Source organism: Janthinobacterium lividum (assembly GCF_034424625.1).
GTDB lineage: Bacteria > Pseudomonadota > Gammaproteobacteria > Burkholderiales > Burkholderiaceae_D > Janthinobacterium > Janthinobacterium lividum.
Genome location: NZ_CP139976.1, coordinates 5,727,143 through 5,746,395 on the forward strand (window position 1 = coordinate 5,727,143; position 19,253 = coordinate 5,746,395).

Annotated in this window: 18 protein-coding genes and 1 pseudogene; 10 read left to right on the forward strand and 9 right to left on the reverse strand. The window is 60.7% G+C overall.

What is annotated here, in order from left to right; all coding sequences use genetic code 11:
- Positions 1-14: 14 nt before the first annotated feature.
- The 7 genes from U0004_RS25880 (at position 15) to U0004_RS25910 (ending at position 6,315) form a co-directional block, all read left to right on the forward strand.
- Positions 15-581 (forward strand): TlpA family protein disulfide reductase, encoded by a 567-nt coding sequence (locus U0004_RS25880; protein ID WP_070255953.1) that lies wholly within the window; start codon positions 15-17, stop codon positions 579-581.
- An 82-nt stretch (positions 582-663) separates the two neighbouring features.
- The gene (aroQ, locus tag U0004_RS25885) at positions 664-1,101 is read left to right on the forward strand and encodes a type II 3-dehydroquinate dehydratase (protein ID WP_034746628.1); all 438 of its coding nucleotides are present in this window, start codon (positions 664-666) and stop codon (positions 1,099-1,101) included.
- 91 nt (positions 1,102-1,192) lie between these two features.
- A complete protein-coding gene (accB, locus tag U0004_RS25890) occupies positions 1,193-1,654 on the forward strand; it encodes an acetyl-CoA carboxylase biotin carboxyl carrier protein (protein WP_034780252.1) in 462 nt (153 codons plus the stop codon).
- 101 nt (positions 1,655-1,755) lie between these two features.
- Positions 1,756-3,171: an acetyl-CoA carboxylase biotin carboxylase subunit gene (gene accC / locus U0004_RS25895; protein ID WP_034746622.1), complete on the forward strand. Its 1,416-nt coding sequence runs from the start codon at positions 1,756-1,758 to the stop codon at positions 3,169-3,171.
- Positions 3,168-4,112, forward strand: coding sequence for a 50S ribosomal protein L11 methyltransferase (prmA, locus tag U0004_RS25900; RefSeq protein WP_034780253.1), 945 nt, complete (start codon positions 3,168-3,170; stop codon positions 4,110-4,112). Before accC ends, prmA begins: the two co-directional genes overlap by 4 nt.
- Before the next feature lie 8 nt (positions 4,113-4,120).
- Positions 4,121-5,365: a DUF3426 domain-containing protein gene (locus U0004_RS25905; protein ID WP_070255956.1), complete on the forward strand. Its 1,245-nt coding sequence runs from the start codon at positions 4,121-4,123 to the stop codon at positions 5,363-5,365.
- An 11-nt stretch (positions 5,366-5,376) separates the two neighbouring features.
- Positions 5,377-6,315: a carbohydrate kinase family protein gene (locus U0004_RS25910; protein ID WP_070255959.1), complete on the forward strand. Its 939-nt coding sequence runs from the start codon at positions 5,377-5,379 to the stop codon at positions 6,313-6,315.
- Positions 6,316-6,364: 49 nt separating this feature from the next.
- Here the strand turns inward: U0004_RS25910 and U0004_RS25915 are convergent, their stop codons facing one another.
- On the reverse strand, positions 6,365-6,898 hold the full coding sequence (locus tag U0004_RS25915; protein ID WP_034780256.1) for a YggT family protein: 534 nt from the start codon (positions 6,896-6,898) through the stop codon (positions 6,365-6,367).
- 253 nt (positions 6,899-7,151) lie between these two features.
- Here U0004_RS25915 and U0004_RS25920 point away from each other — a divergent pair, with 253 nt between their 5' ends.
- Positions 7,152-8,135 (forward strand): hypothetical protein, encoded by a 984-nt coding sequence (locus U0004_RS25920; protein WP_070255962.1) that lies wholly within the window; start codon positions 7,152-7,154, stop codon positions 8,133-8,135.
- A gap of 512 nt (positions 8,136-8,647) precedes the next feature.
- Here U0004_RS25920 and U0004_RS25925 read toward each other — a convergent pair.
- Positions 8,648-8,977: a hypothetical protein gene (locus tag U0004_RS25925; protein ID WP_139144127.1), complete on the reverse strand. Its 330-nt coding sequence runs from the start codon at positions 8,975-8,977 to the stop codon at positions 8,648-8,650.
- 58 nt (positions 8,978-9,035) lie between these two features.
- The gene (locus U0004_RS25930; protein ID WP_070255965.1) at positions 9,036-9,956 is read right to left on the reverse strand and encodes a LysR family transcriptional regulator; all 921 of its coding nucleotides are present in this window, start codon (positions 9,954-9,956) and stop codon (positions 9,036-9,038) included.
- A gap of 121 nt (positions 9,957-10,077) precedes the next feature.
- Between U0004_RS25930 and U0004_RS25935 the strand changes: the two genes are divergently transcribed.
- Both U0004_RS25935 and U0004_RS25940 read left to right on the forward strand, forming a co-directional pair.
- The gene (locus U0004_RS25935; RefSeq protein ID WP_070255967.1) at positions 10,078-10,407 is read left to right on the forward strand and encodes a nuclear transport factor 2 family protein; all 330 of its coding nucleotides are present in this window, start codon (positions 10,078-10,080) and stop codon (positions 10,405-10,407) included.
- Positions 10,404-11,180 carry an SDR family oxidoreductase gene (locus tag U0004_RS25940; RefSeq protein ID WP_070255970.1) on the forward strand — a complete coding sequence of 259 codons (777 nt, stop codon included), beginning with the start codon at positions 10,404-10,406 and terminating at the stop codon, positions 11,178-11,180. Before U0004_RS25935 ends, U0004_RS25940 begins: the two co-directional genes overlap by 4 nt.
- A gap of 85 nt (positions 11,181-11,265) precedes the next feature.
- On the opposite strand, the pseudogene U0004_RS25945 reads toward U0004_RS25940, so the two are convergent.
- The 6 genes and pseudogenes from U0004_RS25945 to U0004_RS25970 all read right to left on the reverse strand — a co-directional run.
- A pseudogene (locus U0004_RS25945) lies at positions 11,266-12,075 on the reverse strand (ribonucleotide-diphosphate reductase subunit beta); the annotation flags it as partial.
- Positions 12,076-12,179: 104 nt separating this feature from the next.
- Positions 12,180-12,512: a hypothetical protein gene (locus tag U0004_RS25950; RefSeq protein WP_254676084.1), complete on the reverse strand. Its 333-nt coding sequence runs from the start codon at positions 12,510-12,512 to the stop codon at positions 12,180-12,182.
- Positions 12,513-12,882: 370 nt separating this feature from the next.
- A complete protein-coding gene (locus U0004_RS25955; RefSeq protein WP_034780261.1) occupies positions 12,883-14,034 on the reverse strand; it encodes a ribonucleotide-diphosphate reductase subunit beta in 1,152 nt (383 codons plus the stop codon).
- 118 nt (positions 14,035-14,152) lie between these two features.
- Positions 14,153-17,116, reverse strand: a complete 2,964-nt coding sequence (locus tag U0004_RS25960) for a ribonucleoside-diphosphate reductase subunit alpha (protein ID WP_070255973.1) — start codon at positions 17,114-17,116, stop codon at positions 14,153-14,155.
- Between the two features lie 391 nt (positions 17,117-17,507).
- Positions 17,508-18,119: a 1,6-anhydro-N-acetylmuramyl-L-alanine amidase AmpD gene (ampD, locus tag U0004_RS25965; protein WP_034780263.1), complete on the reverse strand. Its 612-nt coding sequence runs from the start codon at positions 18,117-18,119 to the stop codon at positions 17,508-17,510.
- Positions 18,097-19,161, reverse strand: coding sequence for a sigma 54-interacting transcriptional regulator (locus tag U0004_RS25970; protein ID WP_070255976.1), 1,065 nt, complete (start codon positions 19,159-19,161; stop codon positions 18,097-18,099). Before U0004_RS25970 ends, ampD begins: the two co-directional genes overlap by 23 nt.
- Between the last annotated feature and the right edge of the window lie 92 nt (positions 19,162-19,253).

Here is a 19,253-nt window from a genome sequence, read left to right on the forward strand (position 1 = left end):
ATATAGATAAAGTTATGACAAAAAAGAATTGGATCGCCTGTGCCATCGTGGCGTTGATGTTTGGCGGCATGGGCGCTTACGTCGGTTTGAGCAAGGAAAAAGCGAAAAAAGCGGAGAAAGAAGCGGGACCGCTGACGACCGCCATCGCGCCAGGCGCGACGGGTCCCGTCAACGAGCTGTATGCGCTGTCCCTGCCGGACGCGGCAGGCGCCACGCAAGCGTTGTCGCAGTGGAAAGGCAAGAATTTGCTGGTCAATTTCTGGGCACCGTGGTGCCCGCCGTGCGTGGAAGAAATGCCGGAGTTATCCGAAGTGCAAGGCCACTACGGGGCGAAAAACCTGCAGGTGATCGGTATCGGCATCGATTCGGCCAGCAATATTGCCACTTTTGCCAGCAAGGTCAAGATCGCCTATCCCGTGTATGTGTCCGGCATGAGCGGCACCGACCTGTCGCGTCATTTTGGCAATGCCACGGGCGGTTTGCCCTTTACGGTGCTGATCGGCGCCGATGGCGAAGTCAAAAAGACCTATCTGGGCCGCTTGAAATTTGATCAGTTGCGCGCCGATCTGGATAAATTGTAAATTCGGAGCGTGCTTTTTTCTCTTGCCAATGCGTATCTTTGGCGGCAAAATGCGGAACTTTCGCTAAAACGGTCTTCCATACATGGCAAAAAACCTCCTTCTGCTCAACGGTCCCAACCTGAATTTGCTGGGAACGCGCGAGCCTGAGGTCTACGGCGCCAGCACCTTGGCCGATATCGAGCAGGCAGCAATGGCGCAAGCCATGGCGGCCGGTGCCGACCTGGTTTGCTTTCAAAGCAACCATGAAGGCGCGCTGATCGACCGCATCCATGCCGCGCGAGCGGAAGGGATCGATGCCATCGTCATCAATCCGGGCGGCCTGACCCATACCAGCGTTGCTTTGCGCGATGCGCTGGCCGGGGTCGCCATCCCGTTCGTGGAAGTCCATATCTCGAATATTTATCAACGCGAAACGTTTCGACATCACTCATTTCTCAGCGCGATCGCGCAGGGGACGATCTGCGGCCTGGGTATCGATGGATATCGGTTTGCCATCGACTTTGCGCTTAAAAAACGTTAATCTACGCGATCTGCACGCATTTAGCGCGGCGATAGGTTCTTGGACATCACCGCATCACTCATAAAACAAACTACATTCCTAGGGGTTTTACATGGATCTACGAAAACTCAAGACCTTGATCGACCTGGTCGCCGAATCGGATATCGCAGAGCTGGAAGTTACCGAAGGCGAAAGCAAGGTTCGCATCGTCAAATCGTCGGCCATGCCGCAAAACCAGATGGTCATGATGCAGCCGCAAGGCATGCAAGCCCAATACCAGCCAGCCGCGCCAGCCGCAGCACCAGCGGCTGCTGCCGTCGTGGTCGCCGCCGAGCCAACGGGCTATGTGGTCAAGTCGCCGATGGTCGGTACCTTCTACCGTTCCTCCGCTCCTGGCAGCGCCGCCTATGTTGAAGTGGGCTCGACCGTCAAGGAAGGTGATACCCTGTGCATCATCGAAGCGATGAAGCTCCTGAATGAAATCGACTCCGATAAAGCCGGTGTCGTGACCCAGATCCTGGTCGAAAACGGCCAACCGGTCGAATTCGGTCAACCCTTGTTTGTGATCGGCTAAAACCCAGTCCACACGGCCGGCAACGGCCGTTTGCAGTTTTAGCCCCTCACACTTGTTGTTTCGCCGGCTCGCCGGCTCTCACAGACATACGCGAACCTACCATGTTTGAAAAAATCCTGATTGCCAACCGTGGTGAAATTGCCCTCCGTATTCAGCGCGCCTGCCGCGAAATGGGCATTAAAACGGTTGTAGTCCACTCCGAAGCCGACAAGGACGCGAAATACGTCAAGCTGGCCGACGAATCCGTTTGTATCGGCCCGGCACAGTCGTCCCTGAGCTACCTGAACATGCCCGCCATCATCAGCGCTGCTGAAGTGACGGATGCGCAAGCGATTCACCCAGGCTATGGCTTCCTGTCGGAAAATGCCGACTTTGCCGAACGCGTCGAGAAATCGGGCTTCGTCTTCATCGGCCCCCGCTCCGAATCGATCCGTTTGATGGGCGACAAAGTGTCGGCCAAGCAAACCATGATCAAGGCAGGCGTACCGTGCGTCCCCGGCTCGGAAGGCGCGTTGCCGGACGATCCGAAAGCGATCGTGCAAATTGCCCGCAAGATCGGCTACCCGGTCATCATCAAGGCCGCCGGTGGCGGTGGCGGACGCGGCATGCGCGTGGTGCACACGGAAGCGGCCCTGATCAACGCCGTGGCGATGACCAAGACGGAAGCCGGCACGGCCTTCGGCAACCCTGAAGTGTATATGGAGAAGTACCTGGAAAATCCGCGCCACGTGGAAATCCAGATCCTCGCCGACGAACACAAGAACGCCGTCTGGCTGGGCGAGCGCGACTGCTCCATGCAGCGCCGCCACCAGAAAGTGATCGAAGAAGCACCAGCGCCGGGCATCCCGCGCAAACTGATCGAGAAAATCGGCGACCGTTGCGCCGAAGCTTGCCGCAAGATCGGCTACCGCGGCGCCGGCACGTTTGAATTCCTGTACGAAAACGGCGAGTTCTATTTCATTGAAATGAATACCCGCGTGCAAGTGGAACATCCGGTTACCGAGATGATCACCGGCATCGACATCGTGCAAGAACAGATCCGCATCGCGGCCGGCGAAAAACTGCGTTTCCGCCAGCGCGACGTCCTGCTGTCGGGCCACGCCATCGAGTGCCGCATCAACGCCGAAGATCCCTTCAAGTTCACGCCATCGCCAGGCAAGATCGTGTCGTGGCATGCGCCGGGCGGTCCTGGCATCCGCGTCGACTCGCACGCCTACGCCGGCTACTACGTGCCGCCGCACTACGACTCGATGATCGGCAAAGTGATCGCTTACGGCGCCACGCGCGAGCAGGCGATCCGCCGCATGCAGATCGCCCTGTCCGAAATGGTGGTCGAAGGCATCAACACGAACATCGCCCTGCACCGCGAACTGATGATCGACGCGCGCTTTATCGAAGGCGGCACCAACATTCACTATCTGGAACAGAAACTGGCCGACATGCCGGACCTGGGCAAGAACCTGAATGGCGGCAGCCCCAGCATCGCCAAGAAGTCCGAAATCAAGGCGGGCGCATGAGCTGGACGGAAATCGTCATCGAGATCGCCCGTGACAACGCCGAGGCCATGTCCGACGCGTTGATGGAAGCGGGCGCCCTGTCGGTCTCGGTGGAAGACGCCGATGAAGGCACGGATGCCGAGCAGCCGCTGTTTGGCGAGCCGGGCATGGAACCGAAGGAAGCGGCGTGGGAACGCAGCCGCGTGGTGGCGCTGACGGACGTCGACGCCGACCAGGCCGCCATCGTGGCCGCTGCGGCCCAGGCGGTCGGCATGGCGGAAGTTCCCGCCTTTGCCATGCGCCCCGTGGAAGAGCAGGACTGGGTGCGCCTGACCCAGTCGCAATTCGCCCCGATTCACATCGGCAAGAATATCTGGGTCGTGCCCAGCTGGCACGAGGCACCGGACCCTGACGGCCTGATCCTGGAACTGGATCCGGGCCTGGCCTTCGGTACGGGCAGCCATCCGACCACGCGTTTGTGCATGGAATGGCTGGAAGCCAATCCGGCCCCTGGCAAGACCGTGCTCGACTACGGTTGCGGTTCCGGCATCCTGGCCATGGTGGCCAAGAAACTCGGTGCGCAAACGGTGGCCGGCGTCGACATCGACCCGCAAGCGATCGAATCGGCGCGCGACAATGCCGAACGCAACCAGTGCGAGATCGAATATTTCTTGCCAGACACGTTTGCCACTTCGGCACACGCCACGGCCAAGTTTGACATCGTCGTCGCCAACATCCTGTCGAGCCCATTGAAGCTGATGGCGCCGATGCTGTCGGGCCGTGTCGCCGATGGCGGCGCGCTGATCCTGTCCGGCGTGCTGGCACGCCAGGCGGAAGAAGTGGCCGCTGCCTACGCACCATTCATCCAGCTGGGTGTGTGGGCCGAGCAAGATGGCTGGGTGGCTCTGCATGGCCGCCTGGGCAGCACGCAAGCACCTGCGCCCCGCGCGGAAGGTGCATAAGCACAGCAATGGCCCTCGCCACCAAATGCCCCCATTGCAACACGATATTTCGGGTCGCTGCTGACCAATTGAAGTTACGTGGGGGCATCGTGCGCTGTGGCACGTGCAGGGAAGTGTTTGACGGCAATGCCGCGCTGATCGATCCAGCCGCGGCATCGCCGTTTTTAACGTCCGGCCCCGGCACTGCCGCTCCCCTGCCAACCAGTTATCCGGCCGACAACAGCCTGCCGTCCGCCACGGACGACGAACCCATTTATTCCCTCGACTTCGACACCTCGTTCGACCCGTTCGGCATCCTGCCGGAAACGGCGCAGCTCAAGGACAACGAAGACGATGGCGAGCACATCGAGCTGGACCTCGACGTGGCACTGCCTGACGAGGCGCTGGCCGACACGCCTGCCGCCGCACCGCTCGACCTGCCTGAATCTGCTGCAACACCGGCAGAGCTGCCCGAACCACCATTGCCCCAGCCGATGGCGCCCTTCAAGCGCCGCCAGATCGATGACGCGCCCGCCTTCGCCACGTATTTGCGCGATAGCCGCCGCGAACCGAACCTGGAAACGGTGGCAGCCCAGGCCGCTCCGGCATTGCCTGCCGCTGAAAAAGTCAGTCTGGACAAGCCCGCGCGCCGGGAACCCACGCTGGCCGACCATTCCTTCACGCCATTGCCCGCCGCCGTCGCGCCGGATGCCGCCGAAGAGCAGGAAGAACCCATCCTGCCGCCGGCCGACGACGAGCCGGCCTTTGTGACCTTGGGCCGGCGCCGCGAACAGAGCGGCAAGGCCATGCGCGTGGCCATGGCCATCGGCTCGGTTGTACTGCTGCTTTTACTATTCCTGCAAGTGATGACCACCTTCCGCAATCCGCTGGCGGCGCAATTTCCGCAGTGGAAGCCGACCCTGGTCGCGCTGTGCAAGCTCAGTGGCTGCCAGGTCGACTTGCCGGCGCAGATCGAGGCGCTGGCCATCGAGCAAGGCGAGTTGCAGACCTTGAAGGAACAGACCTTTTCCTACGTCTCGCTGCTGCGCAACCAGAGCCGCAGCGTGCAAGCCTGGCCCAGCATCGAACTGATACTCAACGACGCCAACGACAAGCCGGTCTTGCGCCGCGTGATCGCGCCGCGCGACTACCTGCCGGCCACGATCGACGTGAGCACGGGGTTTGCGCCGCGCTCGGAACAAACCATCAAACTGTACTTTGCATTAGACCAGCTCACGGCGTCTGGCTACCATATCGCCATCTTTTATCCTTAACAGACACTATCATGACCAAAACATCGCTGATCTGCGGCTCGCTTGCCACCGACACCATCATGCAATTCCCCGGCCGCTTCGGCGAATCCCTGCTGGCCGACCAGTTGCACAAAGTAAACGTGTCCTTCCTCGTGCCAACCATGCGCACGGAGTTCGGCGGCTGCTCGGGCAACATCGCCTACAGCCTGAAAATGCTGGGCGGCGACCCGCGCATCGTCGGCGTCATGGGGCAAGATAGCGCCGCCTATCTGGAACGCCTGCAAAAGCTGGGCATTTCCACCGCCAACATCCTCATCAAGGCCGACAGCTACAACGCGCAGTGCTTCGTCACGGCCGATGCGGACAATAACCAGATCAATGCCTTCCACCCGGGCGCCATGTCGTTTGCGCATGAAAACCCGATCGCCAATGCGGGCCCGGCCAAGGTGGCCATCATTTCGCCGGATGGCGACCAGGGCATGCTCAAGCATGCCGCCGACCTGGCCGGGCTGGGCATCCCCTTCATGTTCGACCCGGGTCAACAGTTGCCACGCTTCAATGGCGAACAGTTGATCGATTTCATCAACAAAGCCACGTATGTATCGGCCAACGATTATGAGATGGAAATGTTGATGGAACGCACGGGATTGACCCTGCCGGACATCGCCAGCCGCCTGGAAGCGCTGATCGTCACGCGTGGCGAAAAAGGGTCGGAAATCTATACGGACGGCAAGCGCATCGACATTCCTGTCGTGACCGCCAAAGAAGTGCTGGACCCGACCGGCTGCGGCGACGCCTACCGTGCCGGCTTGCTGTTCGGTATCACCAACGACCTGGGCTGGGAAACCAGCGGCCGTCTGGCCAGCCTGCTGGGCGCCATCAAGATCGCCACCCAGGGCGCGCAAAACCACGTGTTTACGCCAGAAAGCATCGCCGACCAGTTCGAAGCGGCGTTCGGTTACCGCTATTAGTATGTAGTCCGGTCGGCTTGCGCCCAAGCGCCAGGCCGACCTTCTCGCATTACCTCACCACAATAATCATCCCCACCAGCACCTGCGCGATCTGCAGCAGGATCAAAGCCACCAGCAGCGACAGATCCAGGCTGCCGACCAGTGGCACGACCTTGCGTATCGGACGCAGCAGGGGCTCATTCAAGGCCCGTACAAACGGCGCCAGCGGCGCATGCGGGTTGACCCAGCTGAAGATGGCTTCGATGATCAGCAAGGCCATGAAACCGTAGAGTATCCATTGCAGGAAGCGTTGCAGCGACTTGAGCAGCACCACTTCGACAGGATAGCCGGAAATAAACAGCACCGAGCTGGCCAGCAGCACGATCAGGAAGGCGCCGATCAGGCTGGCCCAGTCATACCCGCCCACGCCCGGCACCACGCGGCGCAGGGGGCGCACCAGCCAGTCGGACAATTGAAACGTGAATTGCGCCACCGACGAAGGCGGCCGCACGCGCACCGCCTGCATCCAGAAGCGCAGCAGCAACACGCCGCCCAGCAAGGTGGCGATGGTATCAACGATCAATGTAAGGATAACGATCAGCACGACTAATTCTCCAAAAAAAAACCGCTGTGTGATTGAGTCACACAGCGGCGTGTTGCCTCATCCAGGCACCCGTATCGTTGGAATTACGATGGGCGGGTGCTGGTTGGGAATGGCCAGGCTGCAGCCGGAGCCAACACGGTTTTTGCTACAGGTGCGATAGGTGCCGATGGCTTGGCGACAGGAGCTGCCTTCTTCGGTGCGGCCTTTTTAGGCGCGGCCTTCTTGGCGGCTGGCTTGGCTGCCACGGCGGCTGGTGCCGCTGGAGCTGCTGCCGGCGCTGCTGCCGGCGCGGCTGCCACGACTGGCGCTGCGGCTGGCTTGGCGGCAGGTTTCGCTGCTGCTTTCGCTGCCGGCTTCGCTGCTACCTTGGCGGCTGGCTTGGCTGCAACTTTTGCTGCTGGCTTCGCTGCTACCTTGGCCGCTGGCTTCGCTGCAGGTTTTGCTGCAACCTTGGCCGCAGGTTTCGCTGCTGCTTTGGCTGCCGGCTTGGCTGCGACTTTCGCTGCTGGCTTGGCGGCAACTTTCGCTGCCGGCTTCGCTGCTACCTTGGCCGCTGGCTTGGCTGCAGCTTTTGCTGCTGGCTTCGCTGCTACCTTTGCCGCTGGCTTGGCTGCAGCTTTCGCTGCTGGCTTCGCTGCCGGTTTGGCTGCTGCTTTTGCCGCTGGCTTGGCTACCGCTTTTGCCGCTGGCTTCGCTGCAGCTTTTGCTGCTGGCTTGGCTGCTGCTTTGGCGGCCGGCTTCGCTGCTGCCTTGGCGACGACTTTTTTCGCTGCTGGCTTGGCTGCCGCTTTGGCGGCCGGTTTCGCTGCTGCCTTGGCTGCAGGTTTCGCTGCGGCTTTTTTCACTGCTGGCTTGGCTGCAGCTTTTGCTGCTGGCTTGGCGGCTGCCTTGGCGACGACTTTTTTCGCTGCTGGCTTGGCTGCTGCCTTGGCGGCCGGTTTCGCCGCTGCCTTGGCTGCTGGCTTCGCTGCAGCTTTTTTCACTACTGGCTTGGCTGCTGCCTTGGCCGCTGGTTTTGCAGCGGCTTTTGCTGCTGGCTTGGCTGCGGCTTTTTTCGCTACAGGCTTGGCTGCTGCCTTGGCTGCAGGTTTCGCTGCCGGTTTTGCTGCTGCCTTGGCCGCTGGTTTCGCTGCGGCTTTCGCTACTGGCTTGGCAGCCACCTTTGCTGCAGGCTTGGCTGCGGCTTTGGCGGCTGGTTTTGCGGCTGGTTTCGCTGCTGCTTTGGCAGCTGGTTTAGCGGCAACCGTCTTTGCTGCGGCTGCCGGCTTCTTCGCGGCAGGAGCAGCCTTGGCGGCTGGTTTCTTTACTTCTGATTTCTTAGCGGCTGTTGCCATTTGTCTCTCCTTCATCTGAGATGAGAAATTTAAGCTACAAGATTTAAACCCGTCCGACCCACCACAGGGATAGGCCAGGCGAATTATTCATCGGCACAAACGGTCGTTTGCGCTAATGAATTCGGCACCAGCTGAACTGCTGCAACTCCTCACGTTTGCAGCACTTCAGCCATCGTCGGTGCCACCCTGCTTTATCTCGCAGCTGGTGGCAAAGTCTGAATTCGGTCATTCGTTTTCGATGCCGTGCGTTTTTTCGCTCCTCGCATCGCGCTCGCTACAACACCGATGCGTCAAATAAAAAACCGCCATGCCTGAAAAAATTCGGGCACGGCGGCAGACGAAAACGGTGTGGTTTTGTGCATATCCGTGTAAATCTGTATCCCTGTTTTGCGAGGTTTTTTCGCTACCGCGCTGGTTAAAAAACCCCGCATTCTAACGCTCGCATTTGCAATCTCATAAAGTACACGAAAACCTTGTCAATGCGCAACCGGCACGACACGTTTTCGCCCGCTTTTTTGCACGTTACGCGTGCTATCGCACAATCGCGCGCCAAATGCCGCCGCCAGCGTGTCCGGAAACGATATTTACTAGCTGTCTCGCGCGCATTGGCGCCGTCAAAAAAATGCGTCGCGGCGCGCGTCATGCGGCGAAAAAATGGCCGGACTTTTCTGTGCCGCCGCATGCGATGCACATGCGCCGCCGCGCCGCTGCGCGCCACGAAAAAGCGGCTAACAAAAAGCGGCATGCGATGCCGCAGCCTGTCTCCAGAACGATGGCGGCGAGCTGGATAAAAACAGGCCAGGCTAGCGCGCGTCATTGGACGACGCGAGCCGGGAGAGGGCCAGCGCAGTATCGATGAAGGCGCGCAGTTTGGGCTGGCTCTGGGTACGGGCAGGAAAATACAGGAACAATCCACTCGTCGGCGGCACGTAGTTTTCAAGCACCCGCAGCAAGCTGCCGCTTGCCAGGTCACCTTCGATTTCCACATCCGGCATATACGCGAGGCCCAGACCAGAGCGGGCGAAATCGGCGATCAGCGTGGTGTCGTTGACGACCAGGGGCGCGCCGGTTTCCACCAGAAATTCCTCGCCATCGCGCACGAAGCGCCAGCGGTGCAAGGCGCCGGAAGTGTGGAAGCGGTAGGCCAGCGTGTCGTGGCGCACCAGGTCTTCCGGGATCAGCGGCTGCCCTTTCCGCTCGAAGTAGCCGGGCGCGCCAACCACGGACCAGCGCAAGTCCCCCGTCAGGCGCACCGCCACCATCTCCTGCTCCACGGACTGTCCCAGGCGGATGCCGGCGTCGTAACCGTGCGCCAGCAGATCGACCGCGCCATCGTCGAGCGACAGGTCGATGGTCACGTCAGGATAGCTGCTGCGAAAACGCGGTATCAATGCGCGCATGACCAGCGCGCCCAGCGCGCGCGGCACCGTCAGCCGCAGATGGCCGGCGGGCCGGTCGCGAAACATGGTCAGCGCGGCGAAGGCGTCATCGATCTGCCGGGTAGCGCCGGCCAGGCTGGCGTACAGGCCCGCGCCGGCTTCGGTGAAGGCGACATTGCGCGTATTGCGCTTGAAGAGCAGCACGCCATGCTGGCGCTCCATCACCTTGACCGCCTTGCTGACGGCCGTCACCGTCACGCCAAGCTGCAGTGCCGCGGCGCTGAAACTTTTGCGCTCGGCGACAGCGAGAAAGGTACGGATACCATCGAGAGAGTTATTTTTCATGCGTGCTCACGCAGTCAATAATGAACCTGAAGTTTAAAGCCTATCACCGTTGCCATACTATTTCTCTGCAATTGAACGCCATATGATGGTCGCTCCCTACCTCTCCCCCAAAGGAAGCACCATGTCTCTCCTCATGCCGGCAATCGTCGGCGACTACTTTACCGCCGAAAACCATCACGATAGCGACGCCGTGGCGCAGTGCTTCGCAGCCGATGGCGTCGTGCATGACGATGGCCATGCGCACGCGGGCCATGCCGCCATCAAGGCCTGGAAGGAAGCTGGCAGCAAGCAGTACGGCGCCACCATCAGCCCCACCTCGGCCGACACCCGGGGCGCACGCTGCGTGGTCACCAGCAGCGTCAGTGGCAATTTCCCCGGCAGCCCGCTGGAGCTGCGCTTTGCCTTCACGCTCGCCAGCAACCGCATCCAGACCCTGGAGATCAGCGCATGAATACCGATTTCAAGGACAAGCGCGTGCTGATCACGGGCGGCACCAAGGGCATGGGCGCGGCGACGCTGAAACTGATGCTCGAGCGCGGCGCGCGCGTGGCGACCACGGCGCGCGCCGCCGGCGGCAGCTTGCCGGTCGGCGTGCATTTCATCGCGGCCGACCTGCGTACCCGCGCGGGAACCGACACGCTGATCCGGGAAGCGCTGGCCAGCCTGGGCGGGGTCGATATCCTGATCAATAACGTGGGCGGTTCGACGGCCGCGGGCGGCGGCGCACTGGCCCTGGACGACGATGCCTGGCAAGACGCGCTCAATGGCAACCTGCTTGCCGCCGTGCGCCTCGACCGCGCCCTGCTGCCGGCGATGGTGGCACGCCAATACGGCGTGATCATCCACATCTCGTCGATCCAGCGCAGCCTGCCGCTGTACGAGTCGACGCTGGCGTATGCGGCCGCCAAGGCTGCGCTGAGCAACTACAGCAAGGGATTGTCGAAGGAATTCGGCCCGCAGGGCATCCGCATCAATACCGTCTCGCCAGGCTTCATCGAAACCACGGCGGCCCACGCGATGATACGGCGCTGGGCCGGCCACGCCGGCATCACCGAAGATGCGGCCCGCCAGAAGCTGATGCAGACGCTGGGCGGCATTCCCATCGGCCGCCCGGGCAAGCCGGAAGAAGTGGCCGAACTGGTTGCCTTTCTGGCCTCGGACCGCGCCGCGTCGATCCACGGCGCCGAGTATGTGATCGACGGCGGCACCATCCCGACCGTCTAAGCCCGCTGCAACAAGCTCTCCACATGGCAAAAGGCCCCGCATCCGCGAGGCCTTTGTGACATGACTGGTAACGCTATCGGCTGGCTTATTCCCAGTTCAGCGCGCCGCCGGTCTGGTATTCCGTCACGCGCGTCTCGAAGAAGTTGCGTTCCTTCTTCATGTCGATCATCTCGCTCATCCATGGGAATGGATTTTCCTCCTGGGCGAACAGCGGCTCGATGCCGATCTGCTGCGCGCGGCGATTGGCGATGAAGCGCAGATAGCCCTTGAACATCGGCGCATTCAGATCCAGCACGCCGCGCGGCATGGTGTCTTCCGCGTACGCGTATTCCAGTTCCACGGCCTTCATGAACAGGTCCTTGATCTCTTCGCGGAAGGCGGCCGTCCACAGCTGCGGGTTTTCCATCTTGATCGTGTTAATCAAGTCGATGCCGAAGTTGCAATGCATCGATTCATCGCGCAGGATGTACTGGTACTGCTCGGCAGCGCCCATCATCTTGTTCTGGCGGCCCAGCGCCAGGATCTGCGTGAAGCCGACGTAGAAGAACAAACCTTCCATCAGGCAGGCGAAGACGATCAGGGACTTCAGCAGCTTCTGGTCGTTTTCCACCGTACCGGTGACAAACGCCGGGTCGGTCAGGGTGTTGATGAACGGGATCAGGAATTCATCCTTGTCGCGGATCGACTTGACTTCGTTGTAGGCGTTGAAGATCTCGCCTTCGTCCAGGCCCAGCGATTCGACGATGTACTGGTAGGCGTGCGTATGGATCGCTTCCTCGAACGCCTGGCGCAGCAGGTACTGGCGGCACTCGGGCGCCGTGATGTGGCGTCGTAAAGGGGGACTGCCCAGCGCGATGTTGGTGGCGGCCAGCGGGCCGGTGGTCTCGAAGAAGCCCTCAGCTCCTGGACACTGGGAATGTGAATGCTACTCACACATCATCGCTACTCAACAGGCAAAAAAAACGCCGTAAAAGCTACGGCGCATTAGGAGCATTAGGATTATCGCAGTCTATTCGACTGTGAGAGCAATGAAGCGGCTAAAGCTTTGGTATCGTCGCTGTACTTACTGCTTTGAAGCACATGCGATGCCTTTGTCTCCATCGCTTTTCCTGTCTGATACGCACCTTGTACCTGAGACAATGCGGAACCAGCCAAACTCTTAGCCACGGCAGAGGCATTGGGATTCTTCAATGTCTCTGCTGCCTGGGAAGCGATTCCCGATGAGGTTTTTTTACTATTGAATGTCATGATAAAACCTTTTAAGTCGATATGAAGAGATACGTAAGAGTGAGTCAAACTCACAAATTCGTTCGGTACTCCTGCAAAGTTCAAGTTGTTTTTACATCACGAAAACTGACTATTCCTTTAAAGAGAACGGCAAAAAGCCGTCCTCTTTAATCCACTATCGCGAACGTGGAGACCGGCAGTGTTCGCACACAATTTCAAGCTTTCCAAAGCGGAAGCGCCAGTATTGCGTCACATGCACGGATTTGGGATAGGCACAAGTTTTCATGTGTCGTTCCTTTCATCATTTACCTCGATGATGAACTTGAGCCTTGCCATATCGGCTTTCGAAGTTTAAACTTCGACTTCTAGTACATAGAAATAGCATCAAGAGAAAGCCAGAGGTTGTTGTTTGGCCCTCTTTTCCCTAAAGCCCCGTGAGTTGCACCTCATGGGGCTTTTTCATTTCCTCATCTAATTATTCCCAGTTCAGCGCGCCGCCGGTCTGGTATTCCGTCACGCGCGTCTCGAAGAAGTTGCGTTCCTTCTTCATGTCGATCATCTCGCTCATCCATGGGAATGGATTTTCCTCCTGGGCGAACAGCGGCTCGATGCCGATCTGCTGCGCGCGGCGGTTGGCGATGAAGCGCAGATAGCCCTTGAACATCGGCGCATTCAGACCCAGCACGCCGCGCGGCATGGTGTCTTCCGCGTACGCGTATTCCAGTTCCACGGCCTTCATGAACAGGTCCTTGATCTCTTCGCGGAAGGCGGCCGTCCACAGCTGCGGGTTTTCCATCTTGATCGTGTTAATCAAGTCGATGCCGAAGTTGCAATGCATCGATTCATCGCGCAGGATGTACTGGTACTGCTCGGCAGCGCCCATCATCTTGTTCTGGCGGCCCAGCGCCAGGATCTGCGTGAAGCCGACGTAGAAGAACAAACCTTCCATCAGGCAGGCGAAGACGATCAGGGACTTCAGCAGCTTCTGGTCGTTTTCCACCGTACCGGTGACAAACGCCGGGTCGGTCAGGGTGTTGATGAACGGGATCAGGAATTCATCCTTGTCGCGGATCGACTTGACTTCGTTGTAGGCGTTGAAGATCTCGCCTTCGTCCAGGCCCAGCGATTCGACGATGTACTGGTAGGCGTGCGTATGGATCGCTTCCTCGAACGCCTGGCGCAGCAGGTACTGGCGGCACTCGGGCGCCGTGATGTGGCGGTAGGTGCCCAGCACGATGTTGTTGGCGGCCAGCGAATCGGCCGTCACGAAGAAGCCCAGGTTGCGCTTGACCAGGCGGCGCTCGTCGTCCGTCAGGCCGTTCGGGTTCTTCCACAGCTCGATATCGCGCTGCATGTTGACTTCCTGCGGCATCCAGTGGTTGGCGCAGCCGGCCAGGTATTTGTCCCACGCCCATTTGTACTTGAACGGCACCAGCTGGTTGACGTCCGTCTTGCCGTTGATGATGCGCTTGTCGTCGGCATTCACGCGGCGCGCCACTTGCTCTGCGTTCGCTTCGGACGGCTCGGCACCTGCCGGCAGGTTCAATTCGGTATTTCCCAGTGGCGCTTGCTGCGCCGGACGCGGCACAGCTGCCGACGTGGTTTCATCATCCCAAGACAACGACATATTCTTCTTCCTTTCCATGCCGGCGAGCCGGCGATCCGCAACAGGCCCGTTGTATCGGACAATGCGGACATTGACAACATTGAATCAGCCCGGCCGTGCCGGGCTGACAACTAAAATCTTACTGGCAGGCTTCGCATTCCTCAAAGCCATCGTCACCCGGACGCAGGTAGCAGGCTTCGCCATCGGCGTCGTCCGCTGCCGCTGCCACTACCGGCGCCACGGCCACTGCTGCTGCCGCCACGACGGCTGCCTGGGCGCTGGTTTGTGCACTTTGGGCGCTGGCCGACATGCCGCCGTCGACTGCCACGGCGTTCAGCGCGCCCGTCTTGGAGGTCGATTTCTCCATGTGGGTAGCGGCGATGGTACGCAGGTAATAGGTGGTTTTCAGGCCACGCAGCCATGCCAGCTTGTAGGTTTCGTCCAGTTTCTTGCCCGATGCGCCAGCCATGTAGATGTTCAGCGACTGGGCCTGGTCGATCCACTTCTGGCGACGCGAAGCCGCTTCCACCAGCCAGCTTGGCGACACTTCGAAGGCCGTGGCGTAGATATCGCGCAGGTCTTGCGGGATGCGGTCGATCTTCACCAGCGAGCCGTCGAAGTACTTCAGGTCGGAGATCATGACTTCATCCCACAGGTCGCGCGCCTTCAGGTCGCGCACCAGGTAGCCGTTGATTTCGGTGAATTCGCCCGACAGGTTCGATTTCACGTACAGGTTCTGGAACGTCGGCTCAATACAGGCCGAGACGCCGATGATGTTCGAAATCGTCGCCGTCGGGGCGATCGCCACGCAGTTCGAATTGCGCATGCCGAACTTGGCGATGCGTTCGCGCACCGGCGTCCAGTCCATGGCCGACGAGGAATCGACTTCCAGGTAGCCGCCGCGCTCTTCGGCCAGCAGTTTGACCGAGTCCTGCGGCAGGATGCCGCGGTCCCACAGCGAACCGGCGTACGATTCATAGCGGCCGCGCTCTTCGGCCAGTTCCGTCGACGCCAGGTAGGCGTAGTAGCAGACGGCTTCCATCGAGGTGTCGGCAAACGACACGGCGGCGTCCGAGGCGAACGGGATGCGCATCATGTGCAGGCAGTCCTGGAAGCCCATGATGCCCATGCCAACCGGACGGTGGCGCATGTTCGAGTTGCGCGCCTTGTCGACGGCGTAGTAATTGATGTCGATGACGTTGTCGAGCATGCGCATGGCGGTGCGGATGGTCTTGGCCAGCTTGACGTGATCGAGCTTGCCTTCCTTCATGTGCGCCGGCATGTTGACGGAACCGAGGTTGCAGACGGCGATTTCGTCAGGGCCCGTGTTCAGGGTGATTTCCGTGCACAGGTTCGAGCTGTGGACGACGCCGACGTGCGACTGCGGGCTGCGGATGTTGCAAGGGTCCTTGAACGTGATCCATGGGTGGCCCGTTTCAAACAGCATCGACAGCATCTTGCGCCACAGGTCCAGCGCGGCGATCTTCTTGAAGACGCGGATTTCGCCGGCGGCGGCCTTGGCTTCGTAGCCCACGTAAGCCTGTTCGAAAGCCTTGCCGACCTTGTCGTGCAAGTCTGGCGTGTCCGACGGCGAGAACAGGGTCCATTCGCCTTTTTCCATGACGCGCTTCATGAACATGTCGGGAATCCAGTTCGCCGTGTTCATGTCGTGCGTGCGGCGGCGGTCGTCGCCCGTGTTCTTGCGCAGGTCGAGGAATTCCTCGATATCCATGTGCCAGGTTTCCAGGTAGGCGCAGACGGCGCCCTTGCGCTTGCCGCCCTGGTTGACTGCCACGGCCGTGTCATTCACCACTTTCAGGAACGGCACCACGCCTTGCGACTTGCCGTTGGTGCCCTTGATGTGGGCGCCCAGGGCGCGCACTGGCGTCCAGTCGTTACCCAGGCCGCCGGCAAACTTGGCCAGCAGCGCGTTGTCCTTGATGGCGTCGTAGATGCCTTCCAAGTCATCCGAGACGGTGCTCAGGTAGCACGACGACAGCTGCGAGCGCAGGGTGCCCGAGTTGAACAGGGTCGGCGTCGAGCTCATGAAGTCGAACGAGGACAGCAGGCTGTAGAACTCGATGGCGCGCGCTTCGCGGTCCGCCTCGTTCAGCGCCAGGCCCATGGCCACGCGCATGTAGAACGCCTGCGGCATTTCGATGCGCACGTCCTGGATGTGCAGGAAGTAGCGGTCATACAGGGTTTGCAGGCCGATGTAGCCGAATTGCAAGTCGCGGTCGGCCACGATGGCTTTCGCCAGGCGTTCCAGGTCGAAGCTGGCGAGTACCGGGTTCAGCAGCTCGGCGGCGATGCCCTTGGCGATGTATTGCGGGAAATACGTCAGGTATTCGGCGGCAGCGGCCGCTTGCGGCACTTCCTTGCCGAACACTTCCTTGCGCACCGTGTGCAGCAGGATGCGGGCCGTGACCTGGCTGTAGGCCGGGTCTTTTTCCATCAGCGCGCGCGCCGCCAGAATGGCCGACTTGTGCAGCTCTTCGACGGGCACGCCGTCGTACAGGTTTTTCACTGTTTCAGCCAGGATAGCGTCGGCATCGACGTGCTTTTCCAGGCCGGCGCAGGCGGCGTTGATCAGGTCGCGCACTTCCTGCATGTCCAGCAGGCGGCGCACGCCGTTATCAAGCACGTTCAATTGTGGTGCAGAAACTTGCGCGGAAGCGCCTTGCGCTTCCTTCTGCAGGCGGCGCTCTTCCATGTGCTTGGCGCGGTACAGCACGTAGGCACGCGCCACGTCGTGTTCGCCCGAACGCATCAGCGACAGTTCCACCTGGTCTTGCACGTCTTCGATATGGAAGGTGCCGCCGCCCGGATGGCGGCGCACCAGCGCGGCGACGACGCCGTCGGTCAGTTGTTCCACCAGTTCGCGGATGCGTGCCGAGGCTGCGCCCTGGCCGCCGTTAACGGCCAAAAACGCCTTGGTCATGGCGATGGCGATCTTCGAAGGCTCAAATGCCACCACCGCGCCGTTGCGGCGGATGATGCGATAGTCGCCCAATGCCGCGCCCGTGCTCGCCACACTGTTGGCCGCGCCTGGCGCTGGCGATACTGGCGTTGGATGGATGGAAATATCTTGTGGTGATTGCATTGAAGCTCCCGTTGTCAGCTAAAGTCAGCCTGCAGTTTTGCTGCCGCGTGTGTTGTTGAATAGAACGCCCGATGGTCAGGGTTTCTTCAGGTATTTGTTGCTAAATAGTAAATTCATAGTGCATAAAACAGGTCAGTATCCATCTCGCCACACCGCACTGCCCGGCTGGCGCGAAACACGATCAAGGGTGATAAACCGCCAGTTCCAGTGCTTTATCAGCAATCCGGATAGCTTTGACAATAATTCTGAAAACGTCTGTGATGGCACTAGATATAGTCTTTACATCCAACTTCTGCACTAATTGTAGTACCCATCGAAGGGTGATGCAATAGTTTTCCGGCATCCGCCAGCGTAATTTTTTGTCTTTTCTTATACGATTTCGGTTGACTTTTCAGGGCATGGATGGAAAGCCCAATCCCCGCGAAGTAAGCGCTAACGCAGGCTGCCCGCGCAAGGTTTCCAGCCAGCATACTTGGTAAAAATGCCAGTCAAAAAACGGTCCCGGATCCGTCTTCCTTCCCGGCGCGATATGCTCGTGGCCGCGCACCTGGGACAGCCCGTAGCGCGCCGCCAGCGCCACCGTCAGCGCCGCCAGGACATGGTATTGCCGCCGCTGGAAAGGCACATCGTCCGCGCCTTCCATTTCGATACCGATGGAATAGCCATTGCACTGCGGACGTCCCTCGAAGGTGGACGCGCCGGCATGCCAGGCACGTTTATCAGCAGAAACATATTGCAGCAACGCACCATCGCGCCGCACAAAAAAGTGCGCCGAGACTTGCAAGCCACGCAGGTCGGCGAAAGAAGGATCGGCATTATAATCTACCCGGCCCGTAAACAAGTCCGACACATGCGGTCCGCCAAAGTGGCCGCCCGGCAAGCTGATGTTATGGATCACCAGCAAATCGACTTGCGCGCCGTCCGGTCGCGCATCGTAGTATTGGGAGTCATAGCGCAGCGCGCCATCGCACCAGCCGTCTTCATCTATCGTCCATGCGCTCATCAAATAGGGCTTCCTGTATCGTCAATTTCTGCATGCGGTAACGCAACTGGCGCACGCTCAGGCCCAGTTGGCGCGCCGCCCGCGCGCGGTGGTAGCGCGCCTGCACCAGCGCCAGCAGGATCATGTCGCGCTCGGCCTGGCGCAAATACATGTCCAGCGGCAAGACGGGGGGCACGCCATACGCCGCCATGCCGGGCAGGCACAGTTGCCGTTCCGGCAAGGCCGGCGGCGCCCGCGACGGCATGCTGCCCGCCGCCGACGGCAAGGCCAGCCCCTCGAGCGCGATCACGCCGCCGTCGGCAAAGGCCAGCGCCCGCTCCAGCACGTTTTCCAGTTCGCGCACATTGCCGGGAAACGCATACGCGGCCAGGGCCGCCAGCACGGGCGGCGCCAGGCTCACGGCCCGGCGCGGCGACAGGCGCGCGAGGATCACCTCACATAATACCTGCAGATCGCCGCGCCGTTCGCGCAGCGGCGGCAGTGCCAGCTCGATCACATTCAGGCGGTAGAACAGGTCCTGGCGAAACGTCCCGGCCGCCACGCCGCGCCCCAGGCCATGCTGGCTGGCGCACAGAATGCGCACGTCGACTGCCTCGTCAGTACTGCCGCCCAGCTTGCGCACGCGGCGCTCCTGCAGCACGCGCAACAGTTTCACCTGCATGGACAGCGGCAGGTCGTCGACTTCGTCGAGCAGCAAGCTGCCACCGTGGGCTGCCTGGAACAAGCCCTGGCGTTCGTGCAGCGCGCCCGTATAGGCGCCCGGGCGGCAGCCGAAGAATTCCGCTTCCATCAGCGCTTCGGGAATAGCGCCACAGTTGACGGCGATAAACGGGAAGCTGGCGCGCGCGCCCTGCGCATGGATGGCGCGCGCCGCCAGTTCCTTGCCCGTGCCCGATTCGCCGCGGATGGCCACCGGCGCGCCACAGCGGGCGATGCGGCCGATCTGCGCGCGCAGCGCCTGCATGGGCAGCGAATTGCCGCTCAGTTGCGGCGCCGGCGGCATGCCGGCGGCGGTCTGCGGACTGGGGCTGGGACGGGACATGGGAGCGCGCCTTTCTGCAATGGCGGCGACGAACCGCCTGCTGCAGATGCTACGCCGGACGGATGCCGGAGGACGTTACGATACGGATGAGC